This is a genomic window from Pseudomonas sp. W15Feb9B (genome assembly GCF_000828175.1).
Lineage (GTDB): Bacteria > Pseudomonadota > Gammaproteobacteria > Pseudomonadales > Pseudomonadaceae > Aquipseudomonas > Aquipseudomonas parakoreensis.
In genome coordinates this window covers 116,852-132,933 of sequence record NZ_JTKF01000007.1, presented here as the reverse complement: position 1 = coordinate 132,933, position 16,082 = coordinate 116,852, and the positions used below count along the sequence as shown (strand labels likewise).

15 protein-coding genes are annotated in these 16,082 nt (G+C 61.4%); 7 read left to right on the top strand and 8 right to left on the bottom strand.

Annotated features, from left to right (window positions below):
* Positions 1-2 precede the first annotated feature (2 nt).
* Positions 3-1,445, bottom strand: a complete 1,443-nt coding sequence (locus tag OC71_RS05125; protein WP_041065206.1) for a cytochrome ubiquinol oxidase subunit I — start codon at positions 1,443-1,445, stop codon at positions 3-5.
* Between the two features lie 549 nt (positions 1,446-1,994).
* Between OC71_RS05125 and OC71_RS05115 the strand changes: the two genes are divergently transcribed.
* Complete coding sequence (locus OC71_RS05115; RefSeq protein ID WP_041065200.1) at positions 1,995-3,233, top strand: MFS transporter; 1,239 nt, start codon at positions 1,995-1,997, stop codon at positions 3,231-3,233.
* Between the two features lie 6 nt (positions 3,234-3,239).
* Here the strand turns inward: OC71_RS05115 and OC71_RS05110 are convergent, their stop codons facing one another.
* Positions 3,240-3,791, bottom strand: coding sequence for a DJ-1 family glyoxalase III (locus tag OC71_RS05110; RefSeq protein WP_041065197.1), 552 nt, complete (start codon positions 3,789-3,791; stop codon positions 3,240-3,242).
* A 66-nt stretch (positions 3,792-3,857) separates the two neighbouring features.
* Positions 3,858-4,307, bottom strand: coding sequence for a DUF4879 domain-containing protein (locus OC71_RS05105; protein ID WP_041065194.1), 450 nt, complete (start codon positions 4,305-4,307; stop codon positions 3,858-3,860).
* Between the two features lie 224 nt (positions 4,308-4,531).
* Between OC71_RS05105 and OC71_RS05100 the strand changes: the two genes are divergently transcribed.
* The 4 genes from OC71_RS05100 to OC71_RS05085 all read left to right on the top strand — a co-directional run bounded on the left by OC71_RS05100 (position 4,532) and on the right by OC71_RS05085 (position 8,475).
* On the top strand, positions 4,532-5,827 hold the full coding sequence (locus tag OC71_RS05100; protein ID WP_007963748.1) for an NCS2 family permease: 1,296 nt from the start codon (positions 4,532-4,534) through the stop codon (positions 5,825-5,827).
* On the top strand, positions 5,824-6,903 hold the full coding sequence (trmA, locus tag OC71_RS05095) for a tRNA (uridine(54)-C5)-methyltransferase TrmA (RefSeq protein ID WP_041065191.1): 1,080 nt from the start codon (positions 5,824-5,826) through the stop codon (positions 6,901-6,903). Before OC71_RS05100 ends, trmA begins: the two co-directional genes overlap by 4 nt.
* A gap of 271 nt (positions 6,904-7,174) precedes the next feature.
* A complete protein-coding gene (gene aroQ, locus OC71_RS05090) occupies positions 7,175-7,624 on the top strand; it encodes a type II 3-dehydroquinate dehydratase (RefSeq protein ID WP_025108744.1) in 450 nt (149 codons plus the stop codon).
* Positions 7,621-8,475: a shikimate dehydrogenase gene (locus OC71_RS05085; protein ID WP_041065187.1), complete on the top strand. Its 855-nt coding sequence runs from the start codon at positions 7,621-7,623 to the stop codon at positions 8,473-8,475. The genes aroQ and OC71_RS05085 overlap by 4 nt, the downstream gene beginning before the upstream one ends.
* Positions 8,476-8,554: 79 nt before the next feature.
* Here OC71_RS05085 and OC71_RS05080 read toward each other — a convergent pair whose 3' ends face one another.
* Complete coding sequence (locus OC71_RS05080; protein WP_041065184.1) at positions 8,555-9,232, bottom strand: TetR family transcriptional regulator; 678 nt, start codon at positions 9,230-9,232, stop codon at positions 8,555-8,557.
* A gap of 102 nt (positions 9,233-9,334) precedes the next feature.
* Positions 9,335-11,236, bottom strand: a complete 1,902-nt coding sequence (quiC, locus tag OC71_RS05075) for a 3-dehydroshikimate dehydratase QuiC (RefSeq protein WP_041065181.1) — start codon at positions 11,234-11,236, stop codon at positions 9,335-9,337.
* Here quiC and OC71_RS28275 point away from each other — a divergent pair.
* Positions 11,235-11,477, top strand: coding sequence for a hypothetical protein (locus tag OC71_RS28275; RefSeq protein ID WP_041065179.1), 243 nt, complete (start codon positions 11,235-11,237; stop codon positions 11,475-11,477). The two genes, quiC and OC71_RS28275, sit on opposite strands and share 2 nt — an antisense overlap.
* Before the next feature lie 111 nt (positions 11,478-11,588).
* On the top strand, positions 11,589-12,926 hold the full coding sequence (locus OC71_RS05065) for an MFS transporter (protein ID WP_041065176.1): 1,338 nt from the start codon (positions 11,589-11,591) through the stop codon (positions 12,924-12,926).
* 108 nt (positions 12,927-13,034) lie between these two features.
* On the opposite strand, the gene OC71_RS05060 is transcribed toward OC71_RS05065, so the two are convergent.
* From OC71_RS05060 to OC71_RS05050, 3 genes are all read right to left on the bottom strand, one after another.
* Positions 13,035-13,913, bottom strand: coding sequence for a DMT family transporter (locus OC71_RS05060; RefSeq protein WP_041065173.1), 879 nt, complete (start codon positions 13,911-13,913; stop codon positions 13,035-13,037).
* A 64-nt stretch (positions 13,914-13,977) separates the two neighbouring features.
* Positions 13,978-14,793, bottom strand: coding sequence for a sugar phosphate isomerase/epimerase (locus tag OC71_RS05055; protein ID WP_041065170.1), 816 nt, complete (start codon positions 14,791-14,793; stop codon positions 13,978-13,980).
* A 2-nt stretch (positions 14,794-14,795) separates the two neighbouring features.
* Entirely contained in the window at positions 14,796-15,857 is a 1,062-nt protein-coding gene (locus tag OC71_RS05050) for a Gfo/Idh/MocA family protein (protein WP_041065168.1), read from the bottom strand.
* Positions 15,858-16,082 lie beyond the last annotated feature (225 nt).

The following is a 16,082-nucleotide window of genomic DNA, read 5'->3' as shown; positions in this document are numbered from 1 at the left end:
AGTCAAATCTCCTTTTCCAGGCTGCGCGGCGAGTCAGCGTCGGCGCCTTCGTCATCGGCGGCGGACAACGGCCGCGCCGGGGTGCGTTTCTGGCCGGGACCCCCTTCGTTGGTCTCCTTGCCTTCGTCGGTTTTCGGCCCTTTGCGCACCAGGCGCATCATGTAGCCGAGCCCCGCACCGAACAGCGCGAAATACACCACAACGAACATGATCAGGGTGATGCTCATCTGCATGAAGCTGTGATTGGACGAAGCATCCGCCGTGCGCATCAGCCCGTAGACCACCCACGGCTGCCGACCGATTTCAGTGGTGAACCAGCCAGCGAGGATCGCGATCAGGCCGGACGGCCCCATCCACAACGCCAGATACAGGAACGGGCGTGAGGTGTAGAGCGTGTCGCGCTTGCGCAGCCACAGGCTCCACAGACCGGTGAAGATCATCAGGAAACCGAGGCCGACCATGACCCGGAACGACCAGAACACGATGGTCGAGTTTGGCCGGTCTTCTGGCGGGAACTCCTTGAGCGCCGGCACCTGCTTGTCCAGCGAGTGGGTCAGGATCAGGCTGCCGAGGTACGGGATCTCCACGGCGAATTTGGTTTTCTCTTCTTTCATGTCCGGCCAGCCGAACAGGATCAACGGCGTCGCTTCGTTGCCTTTGTTTTCCCAATGGCCTTCGATTGCGGCGATTTTCGCCGGCTGGTGCTCAAGGGTGTTGAGGCCGTGGAAGTCGCCGATCACGGCCTGGATCGGCGCGACGATCAGTGCCATCCACATCGCCATCGACAGCATGGTGCGGATCGCCGGGTTGTCCCTGCCGCGCAGCAAGTGCCAGGCCGCTGACGAGCCGACGAAGAACGCCGTGGCGACGAACGCCGCCGTCGCCATGTGCATCAGGCGATACGGGAACGAGGGGTTGAACACGATGGCCAGCCAGTCGGTCGGGATCACTTGACCGTTGACGATCTCGAAGCCTTGCGGCGTCTGCATCCAGCTGTTGGACGCGAGAATCCAGAACGTCGAGATCAGCGTGCCGATCGCCACCATCACCGTGGAGAAAAAGTGCAGTTTTCGTCCGACCTTGTTCCAGCCGAACAGCATCACCCCGAGGAAACCGGCCTCAAGGAAGAACGCGGTGAGCACCTCATAGGTCAGCAACGGTCCGGTGACGGAACCGGCGAAGTCCGAGAAACGGCTCCAGTTGGTACCAAACTGGTAGGCCATGACCAGACCAGAGACCACCCCCATGCCGAAGTTGACGGCAAAGATCTTCGACCAGAAGTGGTACAGGTCTCGGTAGGTGTCGTTATGGGTTTTCAACCACAGCCCTTCGAGCACCGCCAGGTAGCTCGCCAGACCAATGGTGATGGCCGGGAACAGGATGTGGAACGAGATGGTAAATGCGAACTGAATTCGGGCGAGATCGAGCGCCTCTAAACCGAACATAAGTCTTCCTCTGTCAGGTAATACCGGCGATGGGGCTTGTGGCCCCTGCACCTACTGCCCCCACGGATATCGAGTGCGGCGAATTCTGATTCGTTCTTTTTTAATAACCATCGCAACGCAGGGAGTCTGGCCGTCGGGCCACCAGACCATGGCCCGGGAGGGTCTTGATCTGGATCAAGCAACGTTAAAAGAGTAGTCCCATTTCCGACGAAGAACGGCGTGGTCGTTTGCCGCGTGACAAGTTGCCTCAGCGCCTGAGTAACGCTCTGAAATACATCCCCCAGATCCAGAAAACCGTCCTGTGGCGAGGGAGCTTGCTCCCGCTCGGCTGCGCAGCGGTCGTAAAAAGGTTTTCCAGCGCTTGCCCGAAGGTATGATTTCGCTGCGTTGGGGCCGCTTCGCGACCCGGCGGGAGCAAGCTCCCTCGCCACAGAGAATGGGGTACCCGGATAATCGATGTTTGGCTAACTAAATTTTTCGTCATGGCAACTTCCTGTTACAGACTGGTGATAACCTCACCCTTCCGCCCCGAGCCAGACCTGCCTTCAGATGCCCAGCCAAGAGCCCCTGCTGTTACGTCACCATCGTCCGTTTCTCGCGTTCTGGTTCGCCCGGATCTTCACCGCCAGCGGCTTTCAGATGCTCACGGTGGCGATCGGCTGGAATCTGTATCAGTTGACCGGCAACGTGCTCGACCTGGGCCTGGTCGGTCTGGTGGAATTCGCGCCACGGGTGCTGTTCATGCTGCACACCGGTCACGTCGCCGACCGCTATGACCGGCGCCGGGTGGCGGCGATCTGTCAGTCGTTGCAGGCGTTGATTGCCTTGGCACTGGCCATCGGCAGTGCGACCGATCACGTGACCCGGGAAATGATCTTCGTCCTCGCCTTCCTGCTCGGCGGCGCGCGCTCCTTCGAGCTGCCGACTACCCAGGCGCTCCTGCCAAGTATCGTGCCCAGCGCCCTGTTTCCACGCGCGGTCGCCGCAGCGCAATCGGCTCAACAGTCAGCCACCATCGTCGCCCCGGCCCTCGGTGGCTTGCTTTACGCGTTTGGCAGTGTCTGGGTCTACGGCCCGACGGTGTTGCTTTACGTCATCGCCTGCACCTTGATGCTCAACCTGCCCGCGCGACAGACGCCATTGAACAAAGGCAAAGCCACGCTCGACTCGTTGCTGGCGGGCATCCGTTTCATTCGCAGCCGCCCGGACATTCTTGGGGCGATCTCGCTGGACCTGTTCGCCGTGCTGCTGGGCGGCGCCACCGCGTTGCTGCCGGTGTTCGCCAAGGACATTCTGCTCACCGGGCCGTGGGGCCTGGGCCTGCTGCGTTCGGCGCCTGCGGTCGGCGCGCTGGGGATGTCGCTGTTTCTGGCGCGATTCGCCGTCGAGCGCAACGTCGGGCGCGTAATGTTCACCGCCGTCGGCGTCTTCGGCGTGGCGACCATCGCCTTCGGCCTGTCGACCTCGTTCTGGTTCTCACTGGCGGTGCTGGTGGTGCTCGGCGCGGCGGACATGATCAGCATGGTGATCCGCGCCTCCTTCGTGCAACTAGAAACCCCGGACGAAATGCGCGGCCGGGTCAGCGCGGTGAACGGCCTGTTCATCGGCGCCTCGAATCAGCTCGGCGAATTCGAATCCGGCCTCACCGCACACTGGTTCGGCACCGTCCCAGCCGTGGTGATGGGCGGGATCGGCACGCTGGTGGTCACCGGAACGTGGATCAAACTGTTCCCGACCCTGGCCAACCGCGACCGGATGCATGTGCCGGTGGAGGAGGCGAAGGTTTGAGACTCCTCAAACCAACATATCCCCCGCCACTTTCGCCCGCAATGCCTTGCCACCAAGCTGCTCCACCAACATCAGGGCAAAGTCCAGTGCGGCGCCGGAGCCCTGGGCGGTAATGCAATTGCCGTCGACCACCACCGGTTGATCAACAAACGTACAGCCCGACAGTTGATGACTGACACTTGGCAGGCAAGTCATGCGTCGCTGGCGTAACACGCCAGCGGCTTGCAGAGCGATGGCCGGGGCTTCGGCGATGGCGGCGAACAGGCGTCCGGCGCTGGCCTGGTCCTTGAGCAATTGTTGCAGCGGCTGATGCGCCGCCAGATGTTGAGAACCGACAACCCCGCCGGGCAGGACGATCAGGTCAAACGTCTGCGCCAGTACATCGACCAGCATGCCGTCCGCCGTCAGGCGCGTACCGCGTGCGCAGGTCAGCATGCGCCGGCCTTCGATGCTGGCCGCCACCACTTCAATGCCGGCGCGGCGCAGCACGTCGATCAGGGTCACGCTGTGCAGATCATCGATGCCCTCGGCGAGGGTAATCAGGGCTCTAAAGGTCATGGGCGCCATCCGCTGAGTGATCTTTAAAGCGTAGTCAGCTTTGCCCTGCCTGTTTGCTGACAGCCGTTACTTGATGTAAAGCTGGGTCGACATCGTGTTGCGTGGCGCGTTGATCGAGGTGTTGCTGAAGCTGAACGTGCCTTCCTGCTTGCCCGCCAGATCGAAGGTATACAGTGAGCCGACCGTTTTGCTGCCGGGGGTGCATTCGGTCAGATTGCCGGTATCGAAAGCGCACACCGGGGCGCGGGTGCCATTCACTTCAAAACCGTCCAGCGTGGCGTGCGGCTGGTTCTGGCCATAGCCGATTTCCAGCACATACACCTTGATGCTCGGGCCGCTGTGATTACATTGGGTTTGCGGCTGGTTATCGCCAATGTCTTCCAGGCCACAGGCCGGCGACTGGACCTTGATCACTTTCACTTCGGTCAACGGTGGCGCCGAGGCTGCCAGCACCGCCGTCGGCCCGGCCATCAGCCCTGCCATTAACCCGAAAGCCTGCATCCAGCGCTTGCCCATGTGATCGCGTTTCCCCAAAAAATTCAGCGTGCAGTATGGCGCAGATAACCCTGCTACAAAACTTCGACGACGTTCGGCACCAACAACCGCCATATTCCTCACGCTGCTGGTATGATGCGCGGCTTTTTCCGGCCCACCACAAATTCCCAGGCGCTTGCGACGGTCTGTGCTTTGCTGTTGAGGTCGATACATTCACGGCGCCACGCGCGCCACGGGGAGCAGACATGCTGGAAAGGCTGTTTCAACTCAAGGCACACAACACCAACGTGCGGACCGAGATTCTGGCGGGCGTCACGACTTTCCTGGCCATGGCCTACATTCTGTTCGTCAACCCGAGCATTCTCGGCGAGACCGGCATGGACAAAGGCGCGGTGTTCGTCGCCACCTGTCTGGCAGCTGCCATCGGCTCGACCATCATGGGCCTGATCGCCAACTACCCGATCGCCCTCGCCCCGGGCATGGGCCTGAACGCCTTCTTCACTTACACCGTGGTGCTGCACATGGGCCACACCTGGCAAGTGGCGCTGGGCGCGGTGTTCATCTCGGCGGTGTGCTTCTTCCTGCTGTCGATCTTCCGCATCCGCGAATGGATCATCAACAGCATCCCGCTGCCCCTGCGCTCGGCGATTGCCGCCGGTATTGGCCTGTTCCTGGCGCTGATCGCCCTGCACAACGCCGGTATCGTGGTCAGCAACCCGGCGACCATGGTCGGCCTCGGTGATCTGAAAGCCCCGGCCCCGATCCTTGCCACCCTCGGCTTCGCCCTGATCGTCGCTCTCGAAGCACTGAAAGTGCGCGGCGCGGTGCTGATCGGCATTCTGGCGGTGACCATCATTTCCATCGCCATGGGCTTCACCCCGTTCGGCGGCGTGACCTCGATGCCACCTTCGCTGGCCCCGACCTTCATGCAACTGGACATCAAGGGCGCACTGGACATCGGTCTGGTCAGCGTGATCTTCGCCTTCCTGTTCGTCGACCTGTTCGACAACTCCGGCACCCTGATCGGCGTCGCCAAGCGCGCCGGCCTGATGGGCAAGGACGGCCACATGCCGAAAATGGGTCGTGCACTGATCGCCGACAGCACCGCGGCGATGGCCGGCTCGCTGCTGGGTACTTCGACCACCACCAGCTACATCGAATCCGCTGCGGGCGTGAGTGCCGGCGGCCGTACCGGTCTGACAGCGATCGTCGTGGCGATCCTGTTCCTGCTGGCGCTGTTCTTCTCGCCACTGGCGGCCAGCGTTCCGGCATTCGCCACCGCACCGGCGCTGCTGTTCGTCGCCGTGCTGATGACCTCGGGCCTGGCGGAAATAGACTGGGAAGACATCACCGTTGCCGCACCGGTCGTGGTCACCGCGCTGGCGATGCCGTTCACTTACTCGATCGCCAACGGCATCGCCTTCGGTTTCATCTCCTGGACCGTGATCAAGCTGCTGTCGGGCCGCGCCCGTGAGCTGAACCCGGCGCTGGTGATTCTGTCGATTCTGTTCGTGATCAAGTTGGGTTGGTTCAACGCATGACTTTCGATTCCCAGGCCTACGCCACTCAGCTCGAAGACAAGGTCACGCGTTTGCGTGACCTGCTGGCCCCGTTCGATGCGCCAGAGCCGACCGTGTTCGACTCGCCGCTGCAGAACTTCCGCCTGCGCGCGGAATTTCGCCTGTGGCGCGAGGCCGGTGAGCGGCACTACGCGATGTTCTCCCAGGACGACAAACGCACGCCGATCCTGATCGAAGAGTTCCCCATTGCCAGCCTGCGCATCAACCAGTTGATGCCGCAGCTCAAGGCCGCGTGGCAGGCCAGCGCGGCGCTGAGCCACAAGCTGTTCCAGGTGGAATTCCTGACCACCCTGGCCGGCGACGCGATGATCACCCTGTGCTACCACCGTCCGCTGGACGAGCACTGGCATGCGGCCGCGTCGAAGTTGGCGGCTGATCTCAACGTCAGCGTCATCGGGCGTTCCAAGGGCAAGCGCGAAGTGATCGGCCACGATTACGTGGTGGAGAAACTCGACGTCGGCGGTCGCACCTTCAGCTACCGTCAGCCGGAAGGCGCGTTCACCCAGCCCAACGGCACGGTGAACCAGAAAATGCTCAACTGGGCCTACGAAGCACTGGGCGATCGTCCTGACGATCTGCTGGAGCTGTATTGCGGCAACGGCAACTTCACCCTGCCGCTCGCCACCCGCGTGCGCAACGTGCTGGCCACCGAGATCAGCAAGACTTCGGTCAACGCCGCACTGAGCAACCTCAGCGAAAACGCTGTGGATAACGTCACGCTGGTGCGGCTGTCCGCCGAAGAGCTGACCGAAGCACTCAACGAAGTGCGCCCGTTCCGTCGCCTGCAGGGCATCGACCTGAAAAGCTACGAGTTCGGCAGTGTGTTTGTCGACCCGCCGCGCGCCGGCATGGATCCGGACACCTGCGAGCTGACTCGGCGCTTCGACAACATCCTGTACATCTCCTGCAACCCGGAAACCCTCGCGGCCAACATCGCCCAACTGCACGACACGCACCGCATCAGCCGCTGCGCGATGTTCGACCAGTTCCCGTGGACGCATCACATGGAGTCCGGGGTGTTGCTGACTCGGCGTTGATGGCGAATGCCAGATGCGAGAAAGCCGTCGTGATTGACGGCTTTTTTGTGGACACCACAAAAGATCGCAGCCTGCGGCAGCTCCTACCTCTGGAATGCGATCCTCCTGTAGGAGCTGCCGCAGGCTGCGATCTTTTGTTTTGTGCGATTAACGAACACTAAGCGCCAAGGGCAACGCCGTTCAATTGACCAAGGTAACCATCTGGTACATTTTACCTCCACAGGCTGAAACCTTCGGCCCAAGCCAAAAACAATAAGTGGAGTTTGCCCCCATGCCCCCTATCGTTCTGGTGCTCAACGGCCCGAACCTGAACCTGCTCGGCACCCGTGAACCGGCAACCTACGGTCACGAAACCCTGGCTGACATCTCTGCCCTGTGCGGGCGCGCCGCCGAAGAATTCGGCCTGGCCGTGGAGTTTCGCCAGACCAATCACGAAGGCGAACTGCTCGACTGGATTCATGCGGCACGCGGCCGTTGCGCCGGGATCGTGATCAACCCGGCAGCCTGGACGCACACCTCGGTGGCGATCCGCGACGCCTTGGTCGCCAGTGAGTTGCCAGTGATCGAAGTGCATCTGTCCAACGTGCATGCGCGTGAACCGTTCCGCCATCACTCGTTCGTCTCGGCCATCGCCACGGCGGTGATGTGCGGCTTTGGCAGCCATGGCTATCGCCTGGCTCTGGAGCATTTCAGTCAGCGACTGAAGGGGCGCGCAGCATGACCCGTAAACCGGTAATACTGGCTGGCCTGATCGGCGCGGGCATTCAAGCCTCGCGCACGCCAGCCCTGCATGAACACGAAGGCGATGCCCAAGGCTTGCGCTATCTGTATCGGCTGATCGACCTCGATCAGTTGCATCTCGACAGCAATGCCCTGCCCGACTTGCTGCAGGCCGCCGAACGGATGAACTACACCGGCCTGAACATCACCTTCCCGTGCAAGCAGGCGATCATCCCGCTGCTCGACGAACTGTCGCCGGAAGCCCGGGGCATCGGCGCGGTCAACACCGTGGTGCTCAAGGACGGCAAACGCATCGGCCACAACACCGACTGCCTGGGTTTTGCCGAAGGTTTTCGTCGCGGCCTGAAAGACGCTGCGCGTGCACGTGTCGTGCAGATGGGTGCCGGTGGCGCAGGCGCGGCGGTGGCCCATGCGCTGTTGAGCGAAGGCGTGCAGCAACTGAGTATTTTCGACGTCGATCGCGAGCGCGCCGAGAGTCTGGCGAACAACCTCAACCAGCATTTCGGCTCAGGTCGCGCGGTGGCCGGGCACGATCTGCCGAGTACGCTGAACCAGGCCGATGGTCTGGTGAACACCACGCCGATGGGCATGGCCAAACTGCCGGGGATGCCCGTGCCGGTGGAGTTGCTGCGCAAGGAATTGTGGGTCGCGGAGATCGTGTACTTCCCGCTGGAAACCGAACTGCTGCGCAACGCCCGCGCCTTGGGCTGCCGCACGCTGGACGGCGGCAACATGGCGGTGTTTCAAGCGGTGAAGGCGTTTGAGCTGTTCAGCGGCGTGGTGCCGGATGCGCAGCGCATGCTGGCGCATTTTCAAAGCATGAACGTTTAAAAGATCAAAAGATCGCAGCCTTCGGCAGCTCCTACAGGGACTTGTGTAGGAGCTGCCGAAGGCTGCGATCTTTTGCTTGTCAGGGCTGCAAGTAGCGCAACACCGACTCGCAGATCATCTCGCGATGACGCTGCTTGATGCTTTCATCCGGCAGATCGATCTGAAAGATCTCACCGAACGTGTGGCGGTTCGAGACGCGGTAGAAGCAGAACGAGCTGATCAGCAAGTGCACATCCAGCGCGTCGAGCCCGGCGCGGAACACGCCCTCCTCGGCACCGCGGCGCAAAATCTCGCCCAGCGAATCGAGGATCGTATTGTTCATCGCCTTGATCGCGTCCGAACGCTTCACGAATTCGGCGTTGTGGATGTTTTCGATGCAGACGATGCGCACGAAATCGACGTTGCGGTCATGGTGGTCGAAGGTGAACTCCACCAGTCGGCGGATCGCCACCACCGGCGGCAACTCGGCGAGGTGCAGGCGGTTTTCGGTGCTGCGGATATCGCCGTAAAGCTTCTCCAGCACCTCGACGTACAACTGCTCCTTACTGCCGAAGTAGTAATAGATCATGCGTTTGGAGGTATGGATACGCTCGGCGATCGCGTCAACGCGGGCGCCGGACAAACCCTGCTGGACGAACTCGACGATCGCCTCCTGCAGGATGTTCTCGCGGGTCTTTTCCGGGTTGTTCTTGCGACTCTTGCGCGGCTCGATGCCGGATACGACGGAGGCGGCGGGGAGTTCTGAAGTCATTGTCATTGCGGGCTCACGGCCATCACTGCACAGGTGGGCGATTATGGGCCGCGCTGCACAGTGAAGGAAGCCACGCGGCCCGTGTTTAATCCCGCGTTTACGAAATTCCTACAACTTCGCCTGGCGCACCGCGCCGCTGCGTGATTTGGCCATCGCCGCCAGACGTACCGCGACGTTCGCCGCACCATAACCGGCATAGCCGTTTTTACGCTGAATGATCTCGAAGAAGAAGCGTCCCTCGAACGGCTCGGTATAGACGTGGAACAGTTCACCGCCCTGGGCATCGCGGTCGTAGAGCACGTTGTAGTACGCCAGTTCGCTGAGGAACTCGTCGTCGAAATCGAAGCGCGCAGCGAGGTCGTCGTAATAGTTGAGCGGGATATCCAGCAACGGCACGCCAGCCTCCTTGGCGCGGCTGACTTCGGCGAAGATGTCATCACAATCGAAGGCGATGTGATGCACACCGGAGCCGCGGTAACTCGACAGTGCGTGAGAGATCGCAGTGTTGCGGTTCTCCGAGATATTCAGCGGCAAGCGGATCGAACTGTCGCGGCTGCGCAACGCGCGGCTCTTTACCAACCCGTACGGATCGGGCAGCACCACTTCATCGTCGGCCTCGAAATCCAGCAGGCTCTTGTAGAACAGCACCCAACTGTCGAGGCTGTCGGCCGGCAACGCCATGGCCATGTGATCGATGCGCTTGAGGCCGCCACGGGCCTGGGCGTTCGGCAGCAGATTGAAGTCGGTGCCATAGACATCCGCCGCTTCATCCACCAGATAAATCAGGCTGCCGTCCGGTGCACGCACCGCGGCCAGTTCCAGTTCGTTGGGGCCGACCAGGCCGCGATAGGGCTGGCCCTTGTAGGCGACGGCGCGGGCCAGGGCGCTGGCGCTGTCCTTGACCCGCACGGCGGTGGCGCACAGCGATGGGCCGTGCGCCTCAAAGAAACTGTGGCCGAACGAATACGGTTCGGCGTTGAGGATCAGGTTGATATCGCCCTGACGCAGCAGGCTCACGCTCTTGGAGCGATGCTGCCCGGCCTTGACGAAGCCCAGGCGCTCCAGCCAATTGCTCAGTTTGGCGCCGAGGCTTTCGTCGACAGCGAACTCCAGAAACTCAATGCCGTTGTACTCGCTGGCCGGCGGCGTTTCGAAGAGGATCTCGCGGTTGGCCACCGGCGTCGGTTGCTGCTCCAGCCGCTGACGGGTCTTCTCTTCCAGGTACAACAGCGAACGCAGACCATCGGCGGCATTCGCTCGAGGTGGCGCGGCGCGGAAGCCGTCGTTGAAAATTTCCAGCGACAACGGGCCGGTGTAACCGCTCTGGATGATCGGCGCGAGGAAGCCCGGCAGATCGAACTCACCCTGCCCCGGGAAGCAGCGGAAATGCCGGCTCCACTCCAGCACATCCATGGCGAGAATCGGCGCGTCGGCCATTTGCACAAAGAAGATCTTGTCGCCGGGAATGTCGGCAATCGCGCTTGGATCACCTTTCAGCGACAAGGTGTGAAAGCTGTCGAGCAGCACGCCGAGGGCCGGGTGATCGGCCTGGCGGACGATGTCCCAGACCTGTTGATACGTATTGACGTGCCGGCCCCAGGCCAGCGCTTCATAGCCGATGCGCAACCCGCGCGCGCCGGCCCGTTCGGCCAGCAGCCGCAGGTCATCGACCAGAATCTGCCGGTCGCCGACGCTGTCCGCCGAGGCGTTGCTGCAGACCAGCACCAGGTCGGTGCCCAGTTCCTGCATCAGGTCGAATTTGCGCTCGGCCCGCTCCAGATTGCGCGCCAGCCGATCTCGGCGGCAACCTTCGAAATCGCGGAACGGCTGGAACAGCGTGATGGCGATCCCCAGGTCAGCGCACATCTGCCTGATTTCCCGCGGACTGCCGTCGTAATACAGAAGATCGTTCTCGAAAATCTCGACGCCGTCGAACCCGGCGGCGGCAATGGCTTCGAGCTTTTCCGGCAGGGTGCCGCTCAGGGAAACGGTGGCAATGGAACGCTGCATGTTGCTACTCCCGGACTGCGCCGCGCTTATCTTTAAGGTAGGAGCTGCCGAAGGCTGCGATCTTTTGATCCTGGTCCTGAAAAGCAAATTCAAAAGATCGCAGCCTTCGGCAGCTCCTACACAGGATGTTTTTTATCGTTGGGAAATTATTGGCTGCATGACTGCGCACAGCAATTTAAAGTGTACCAGCCGGTTAGTTTTGCGTGCGATTATCGAACACTATGGCGTTTCGACGAATTGACGATTTTTCGTCCACTGCCCACCATCGACTCCACATTGAGTCCGGATATGAACCTTCGGTCGCAGTGCGTGCAAACAACACCACATAACAAATTCAAAAACGGGTGGAACAATGATTCCTTCACAGACTTCCCGCATGGCTCCGGCCATGAGCACTGCCACGGGTGGCATCGGCGACAAGATCCGCGGCGCCATGGCCGTCGGCAAGACCCGTTGGGGCATGCTGGCGCTGGTGTTTTTCGCCACGACCCTGAACTACATCGATCGCGCGGCCCTCGGCGTCATGCAGCCCATTCTTGCCAAAGAAATGAGCTGGACGGCGATGGATTACGCCAACATCAACTTCTGGTTTCAGGTCGGCTACGCGATCGGCTTCGTCCTGCAGGGACGCCTGATCGACCGCGTCGGCGTCAAGCGCGTGTTCTTCTGCGCAGTGCTGCTCTGGAGCCTGGCCACCGGCGCTCACGGTCTGGCGACGTCGGCCGTCGGCTTCATGGTCTGCCGGTTTATCCTCGGCCTGACCGAAGCGGCCAACTACCCGGCCTGCGTGAAAACCACGCGCCTGTGGTTCCCGGCCGGCGAACGCGCGGTGGCCACCGGCATCTTCAACGCCGGGACCAACGTCGGCGCCATGTTCACGCCGATGCTGCTGCCGCTGATTCTCCACGTCTGGGGCTGGCAGGCAGCGTTCCTGTGCATGTCGGCACTGGGCGGGATCTGGCTGCTGTTCTGGGGCTTGAAATACTTCAACCCGGAAGACCATCCGAGCGTCAAACAGTCGGAGCTGGAATACATCCAGAAAGAAGTCGAACCGGAACAGGCCCGCGTCCCGTTCTCACGCATCCTGCTCATGCGCGGCACCTGGGCGTTCGCCCTCGCCTATTCGCTGACCGCGCCGGTGTTCTGGTTCTACCTGTATTGGTTGCCGCCGTTTCTCAACCAGCAATACAACCTGGGCATCAACGTCACCCAAATGGGTATTCCGCTGATCATCATCTACGTGACGGCCGACTTCGGCAGCGTCGGTGGCGGCATTCTGTCTTCGTTCCTGATCGGTCGCGGCATGAACTCGATCAAGGCGCGGCTGCTGTCGATGTTCCTGTTCGCCTGCTGCATCATCGGCGTGATCATGGCCGCCGGTTCGGGCAATCTGTGGGTCGCCGTCGCGGCAATCTCCCTAGCGATCGGCGCGCATCAGGCCTGGACCGCGAACATCTGGAGCCTGGTGATGGACTACACGCCCAAGCACATGATGAGCACGGTGTTCGGTTTCGGCGGCATGTGCGCAGCGATTGGCGGGATGTTCATGACCCAGATCGTCGGCCACATCCTGACCGTCACCAACAACAACTACACGGTGCTGTTCACCCTGATCCCGGCGATGTACTTCATTGCCCTGACCTGGATGTACTTCATGGCACCGCGCAAGATTCCAGACGTCAGCGAGTAACCGGCCTACCCTGTAGGAGCTGCGGCACGCTGCGATCTTTTGATCTTGATTTTGAAGATCAAAAGATCGCAGCGTGCCGCAGCTCCTACACAGGAATTTGTGGATCCTTCAGCGACGGCTCTGCTGCCACGCCGCCGCCAGGCCGCTGCAGCAGATCACCACAATGCCGATCACCGTCAACAGGCTCGGCGTGTGATTGAACACCACCCAACCCAACAACCCGGCAAAGACGATCTGACAGTAACCGAACGGCGCCAGCAATGCCGGCGCGGCATGGCGAAACGCCTGGGTCAGAAACAGGTGCGCGGTCATCCCGCAACTGCCCAGCGCCAGCATCAACACGGCATGCATCAACGTCGGCACCTGCCAGAAGAACGGCACCAGCGCACTCATCACCAAGGTGTTGCACAGACCGGCGAAGAAGTTGCTGGTGGTCGGGCTATCGACCTCACTGAGCTTGCGCGTCAGCAGTTGATAGAAGCAGAAAAACAACGCCGAGCAGAACGGCAGCAGCACCGCCGGAGTGAACAATTCACCGCCCGGGTGAACGATGATCAGCACGCCGATGAATCCACAGATCACCGCAATCCATTGCCCGCGCGTCACCCGTTCCTTGAGCAACGGCACCGACAATGCCGTCACCAGCACCGGCGCAAGAAAGTTGACCGCCGTGGCCTCGGCCAGCGGGATGTACAACAGCGCCGTGGTGAAAAACAGACTGGTGCCGAGCAGACACAGCGCCCGCGCCAACTGCCACAACGGCCGTTTGGTACGCAACACCCGAAGCCCCGATTGCGGCAGGAAGATCCCCGCCATCAGCAAGGTGTGCACCAGATAACGCGCCCATACCACCATGACGATCGGGTAGAAACCCGATAGGTATTTCGACAGCGCGTCGTGGCTGGAGAACAGGAAAGTCGCCACGACAATCAGCAAAATCCCCTTGAAGGGTTGGTTGACACCGGAGAGCGGGGTGCTGACGGTCATTGGATATCTCTGAAGGAAAAATAAACAGTGGCGGGGACGCTGGCGCCCCGCCACAAAAACTGACTTATAACTGCGTCAACAATTCCCGCGTCCTGTCGAGCGCCATCTGCGCTCGTTGCAATCCGCTGACGCCCTGCTCCAGCAGTTTCACCGTGGGGATCTCCAGGCTCAATGGAATATTAGCTGGCAGACTGCGCAACAAACCGTGCAGGTCGCAATCGCCCTCGCCGGGAAACCGCCGCTCGTTGCGCGCCTGACGCAAGATCTCGGCCATGTCCGCCGGTCTCGGCCCCGCCACATCGCACAATTGCGCATAACGCAGGCGCGCCGGTGCGACGCTGGCCAGATCCTCCAGCCGTGAGCCGGAGCGATCGAAATGAAAGGCATCGACCAGCACCGCGGCGTTTTCCCGGTCGGCGTTGGCAACGATGCGCAACGCCTGCTCGAGGTTGCGCGCATCGGTCCAGGGCATGAACTCCAGATGCGGATGCAAACCGTAAGGCGCCGCCAGATCACACAGCGCGGCAAAGTTGTCGGTGAGCCGTTGCTCGTCAGGATCATTGCCGGCGACGAGTAATTCACTGGCGCCAAACTCCGCGCCGACGGCCAGCAGCTTGTCGAAATCGGCAACCACCGTGTGCGGTTTCAGGCGCAGGATTTCCACGTCGAGCACCGCGATGCCAGTGTCGCGCAAACGCCTCAACGTCTGACGCCGCAGATCACCATCGGCCACCAGCGGAAAGTGATATTCCTCCGGCGTCGCCGGTTCCAGGCGCAGGCCGACATGGCTGTAACCGGCACGCGCCGCCACCTCGACCATTTGCGGTGGCGATAATTCGAGTACGGTGAGACTGGCCAGAGACAGGATTCGTTCGTTCATGCTCAAGCCTCGACCGCTGCCGGGGAACAGGCACGGCCGCTGGCCGCCGCTTCACGAATCGCCTCGACCAGCGCCAGGGTTCGCGCGGCATCGGCGGCACTGACCAAGGGTTCGACTTCACGCCGCGCGACCTGCACAAAATGTTGCAGCTGCAAACGCAACGCGTCCCCGCCCTCACACTGTTCTTGCAGCGCGATCAGCGGTTCGTGCCAACCGGCATCGACTTGATCGGCAGCGTAATGCCAACGCTTGAGTTGCGGAATGCTTAACGCTCCGGCAGTGCCCGCCAGCAAATAACACGGCTGATCGGCCTGACGCGGGTAAACCGGGTTTTCTGCGGAATTCAGCTCCCAGCTCCACGGCGCAGCGACCGCATCGGAACCGCTCAGCGTGCCCAGTGCACCGCCGGCAAATTGCAGTAACACCGCGACGCTGTCTTCGTTGGCAAAACCCCGCACCGCGTTGTCGGTGACGGCCTGCACCGACTGCACCTCCCCGCACAGGTGACGCAGCAAATCGAGGTCGTGAATCAGGTTGGTCAGCAACAGGCCCGCGCCCGGCTCACGGCGCCACGGGACCTCGAAATAACGGTCGGGTTTGCGCACCTGGAACAGTGCGGTAACCGTGGTCAGCCGCCCGAGCGCGCCGCTGCGCAGCAATTGGTGGGCACGCACGATCAACGGATTGTGCCGCCGATGATGGCCGACCAGCACCGGCACGCCGCTGCGTTTGACCGCCGCCACCAGTTCGAGTGCCTCATCCAGATGCACGCCCACCGGTTTCTCCAGCAGCACCGCAATCCCGGCGGCGAGGCAATCCAGCGCCGTGCTGACGTGCTGATTATTCGGGTTGGCCACGATCACCGCATCGGGCCTCACCTGCTCCAGCATCTGCCGGTGATCGGCGAAATACGCCACGCCCCACTGCGCCGCCAGCGCGGGAACCTGCGGGCCGGGATCGGCCACTGCACACAACCGGGCTTCATCGAGGGTTTGCAAGTGCTGGTAATGCTGGTGGCCCATGTTGCCGGCGCCGATCAGGGCGATACGAAGGGGCGGAGTCAAGGCGCGATCCTCTTGTGATTGTTGTCGGAAATGTCACTCCAGCAACAATTTAGAATCGAGTTCCAAAATCAAACACCCACTAATAGAAAATCCGTGCGAACACCGCACAACTTCGCACACGACGCTCAACCTGTAAGAGTTGCCGCAGGCTGCGATCTTTTGCTCTTGATCTGAAAAACAACGTCAAAAGATCGCAGCCTTCGGCAGCTCCTACAAAGATCGGCG

Excerpts from the sequence above, each read along its gene's own strand:
- OC71_RS05065 (WP_041065176.1), top strand. The coding sequence starts at position 11,589 with ATGATTCCTTCACAGACTTCCCGCATGGCTCCGGCCATGAGCACTGCC.
- OC71_RS28275 (WP_041065179.1), top strand. The coding sequence starts at position 11,235 with ATGTTGCTACTCCCGGACTGCGCCGCGCTTATCTTTAAGGTAGGAGCT.
- aroQ (WP_025108744.1), top strand. The coding sequence starts at position 7,175 with ATGCCCCCTATCGTTCTGGTGCTCAACGGCCCGAACCTGAACCTGCTC.
- OC71_RS05080 (WP_041065184.1), bottom strand. The coding sequence starts at position 9,232 with ATGACAATGACTTCAGAACTCCCCGCCGCCTCCGTCGTATCCGGCATC.
- OC71_RS05110 (WP_041065197.1), bottom strand. The coding sequence starts at position 3,791 with ATGACCTTTAGAGCCCTGATTACCCTCGCCGAGGGCATCGATGATCTG.
- trmA (WP_041065191.1), top strand. The coding sequence starts at position 5,824 with ATGACTTTCGATTCCCAGGCCTACGCCACTCAGCTCGAAGACAAGGTC.
- OC71_RS05115 (WP_041065200.1), top strand. The coding sequence starts at position 1,995 with ATGCCCAGCCAAGAGCCCCTGCTGTTACGTCACCATCGTCCGTTTCTC.
- OC71_RS05105 (WP_041065194.1), bottom strand. The coding sequence starts at position 4,307 with ATGGGCAAGCGCTGGATGCAGGCTTTCGGGTTAATGGCAGGGCTGATG.
- OC71_RS05060 (WP_041065173.1), bottom strand. The coding sequence starts at position 13,913 with ATGACCGTCAGCACCCCGCTCTCCGGTGTCAACCAACCCTTCAAGGGG.
- quiC (WP_041065181.1), bottom strand. The coding sequence starts at position 11,236 with ATGCAGCGTTCCATTGCCACCGTTTCCCTGAGCGGCACCCTGCCGGAA.
- OC71_RS05085 (WP_041065187.1), top strand. The coding sequence starts at position 7,621 with ATGACCCGTAAACCGGTAATACTGGCTGGCCTGATCGGCGCGGGCATT.
- OC71_RS05125 (WP_041065206.1), bottom strand. The coding sequence starts at position 1,445 with ATGTTCGGTTTAGAGGCGCTCGATCTCGCCCGAATTCAGTTCGCATTT.
- OC71_RS05100 (WP_007963748.1), top strand. The coding sequence starts at position 4,532 with ATGCTGGAAAGGCTGTTTCAACTCAAGGCACACAACACCAACGTGCGG.
- OC71_RS05055 (WP_041065170.1), bottom strand. The coding sequence starts at position 14,793 with ATGAACGAACGAATCCTGTCTCTGGCCAGTCTCACCGTACTCGAATTA.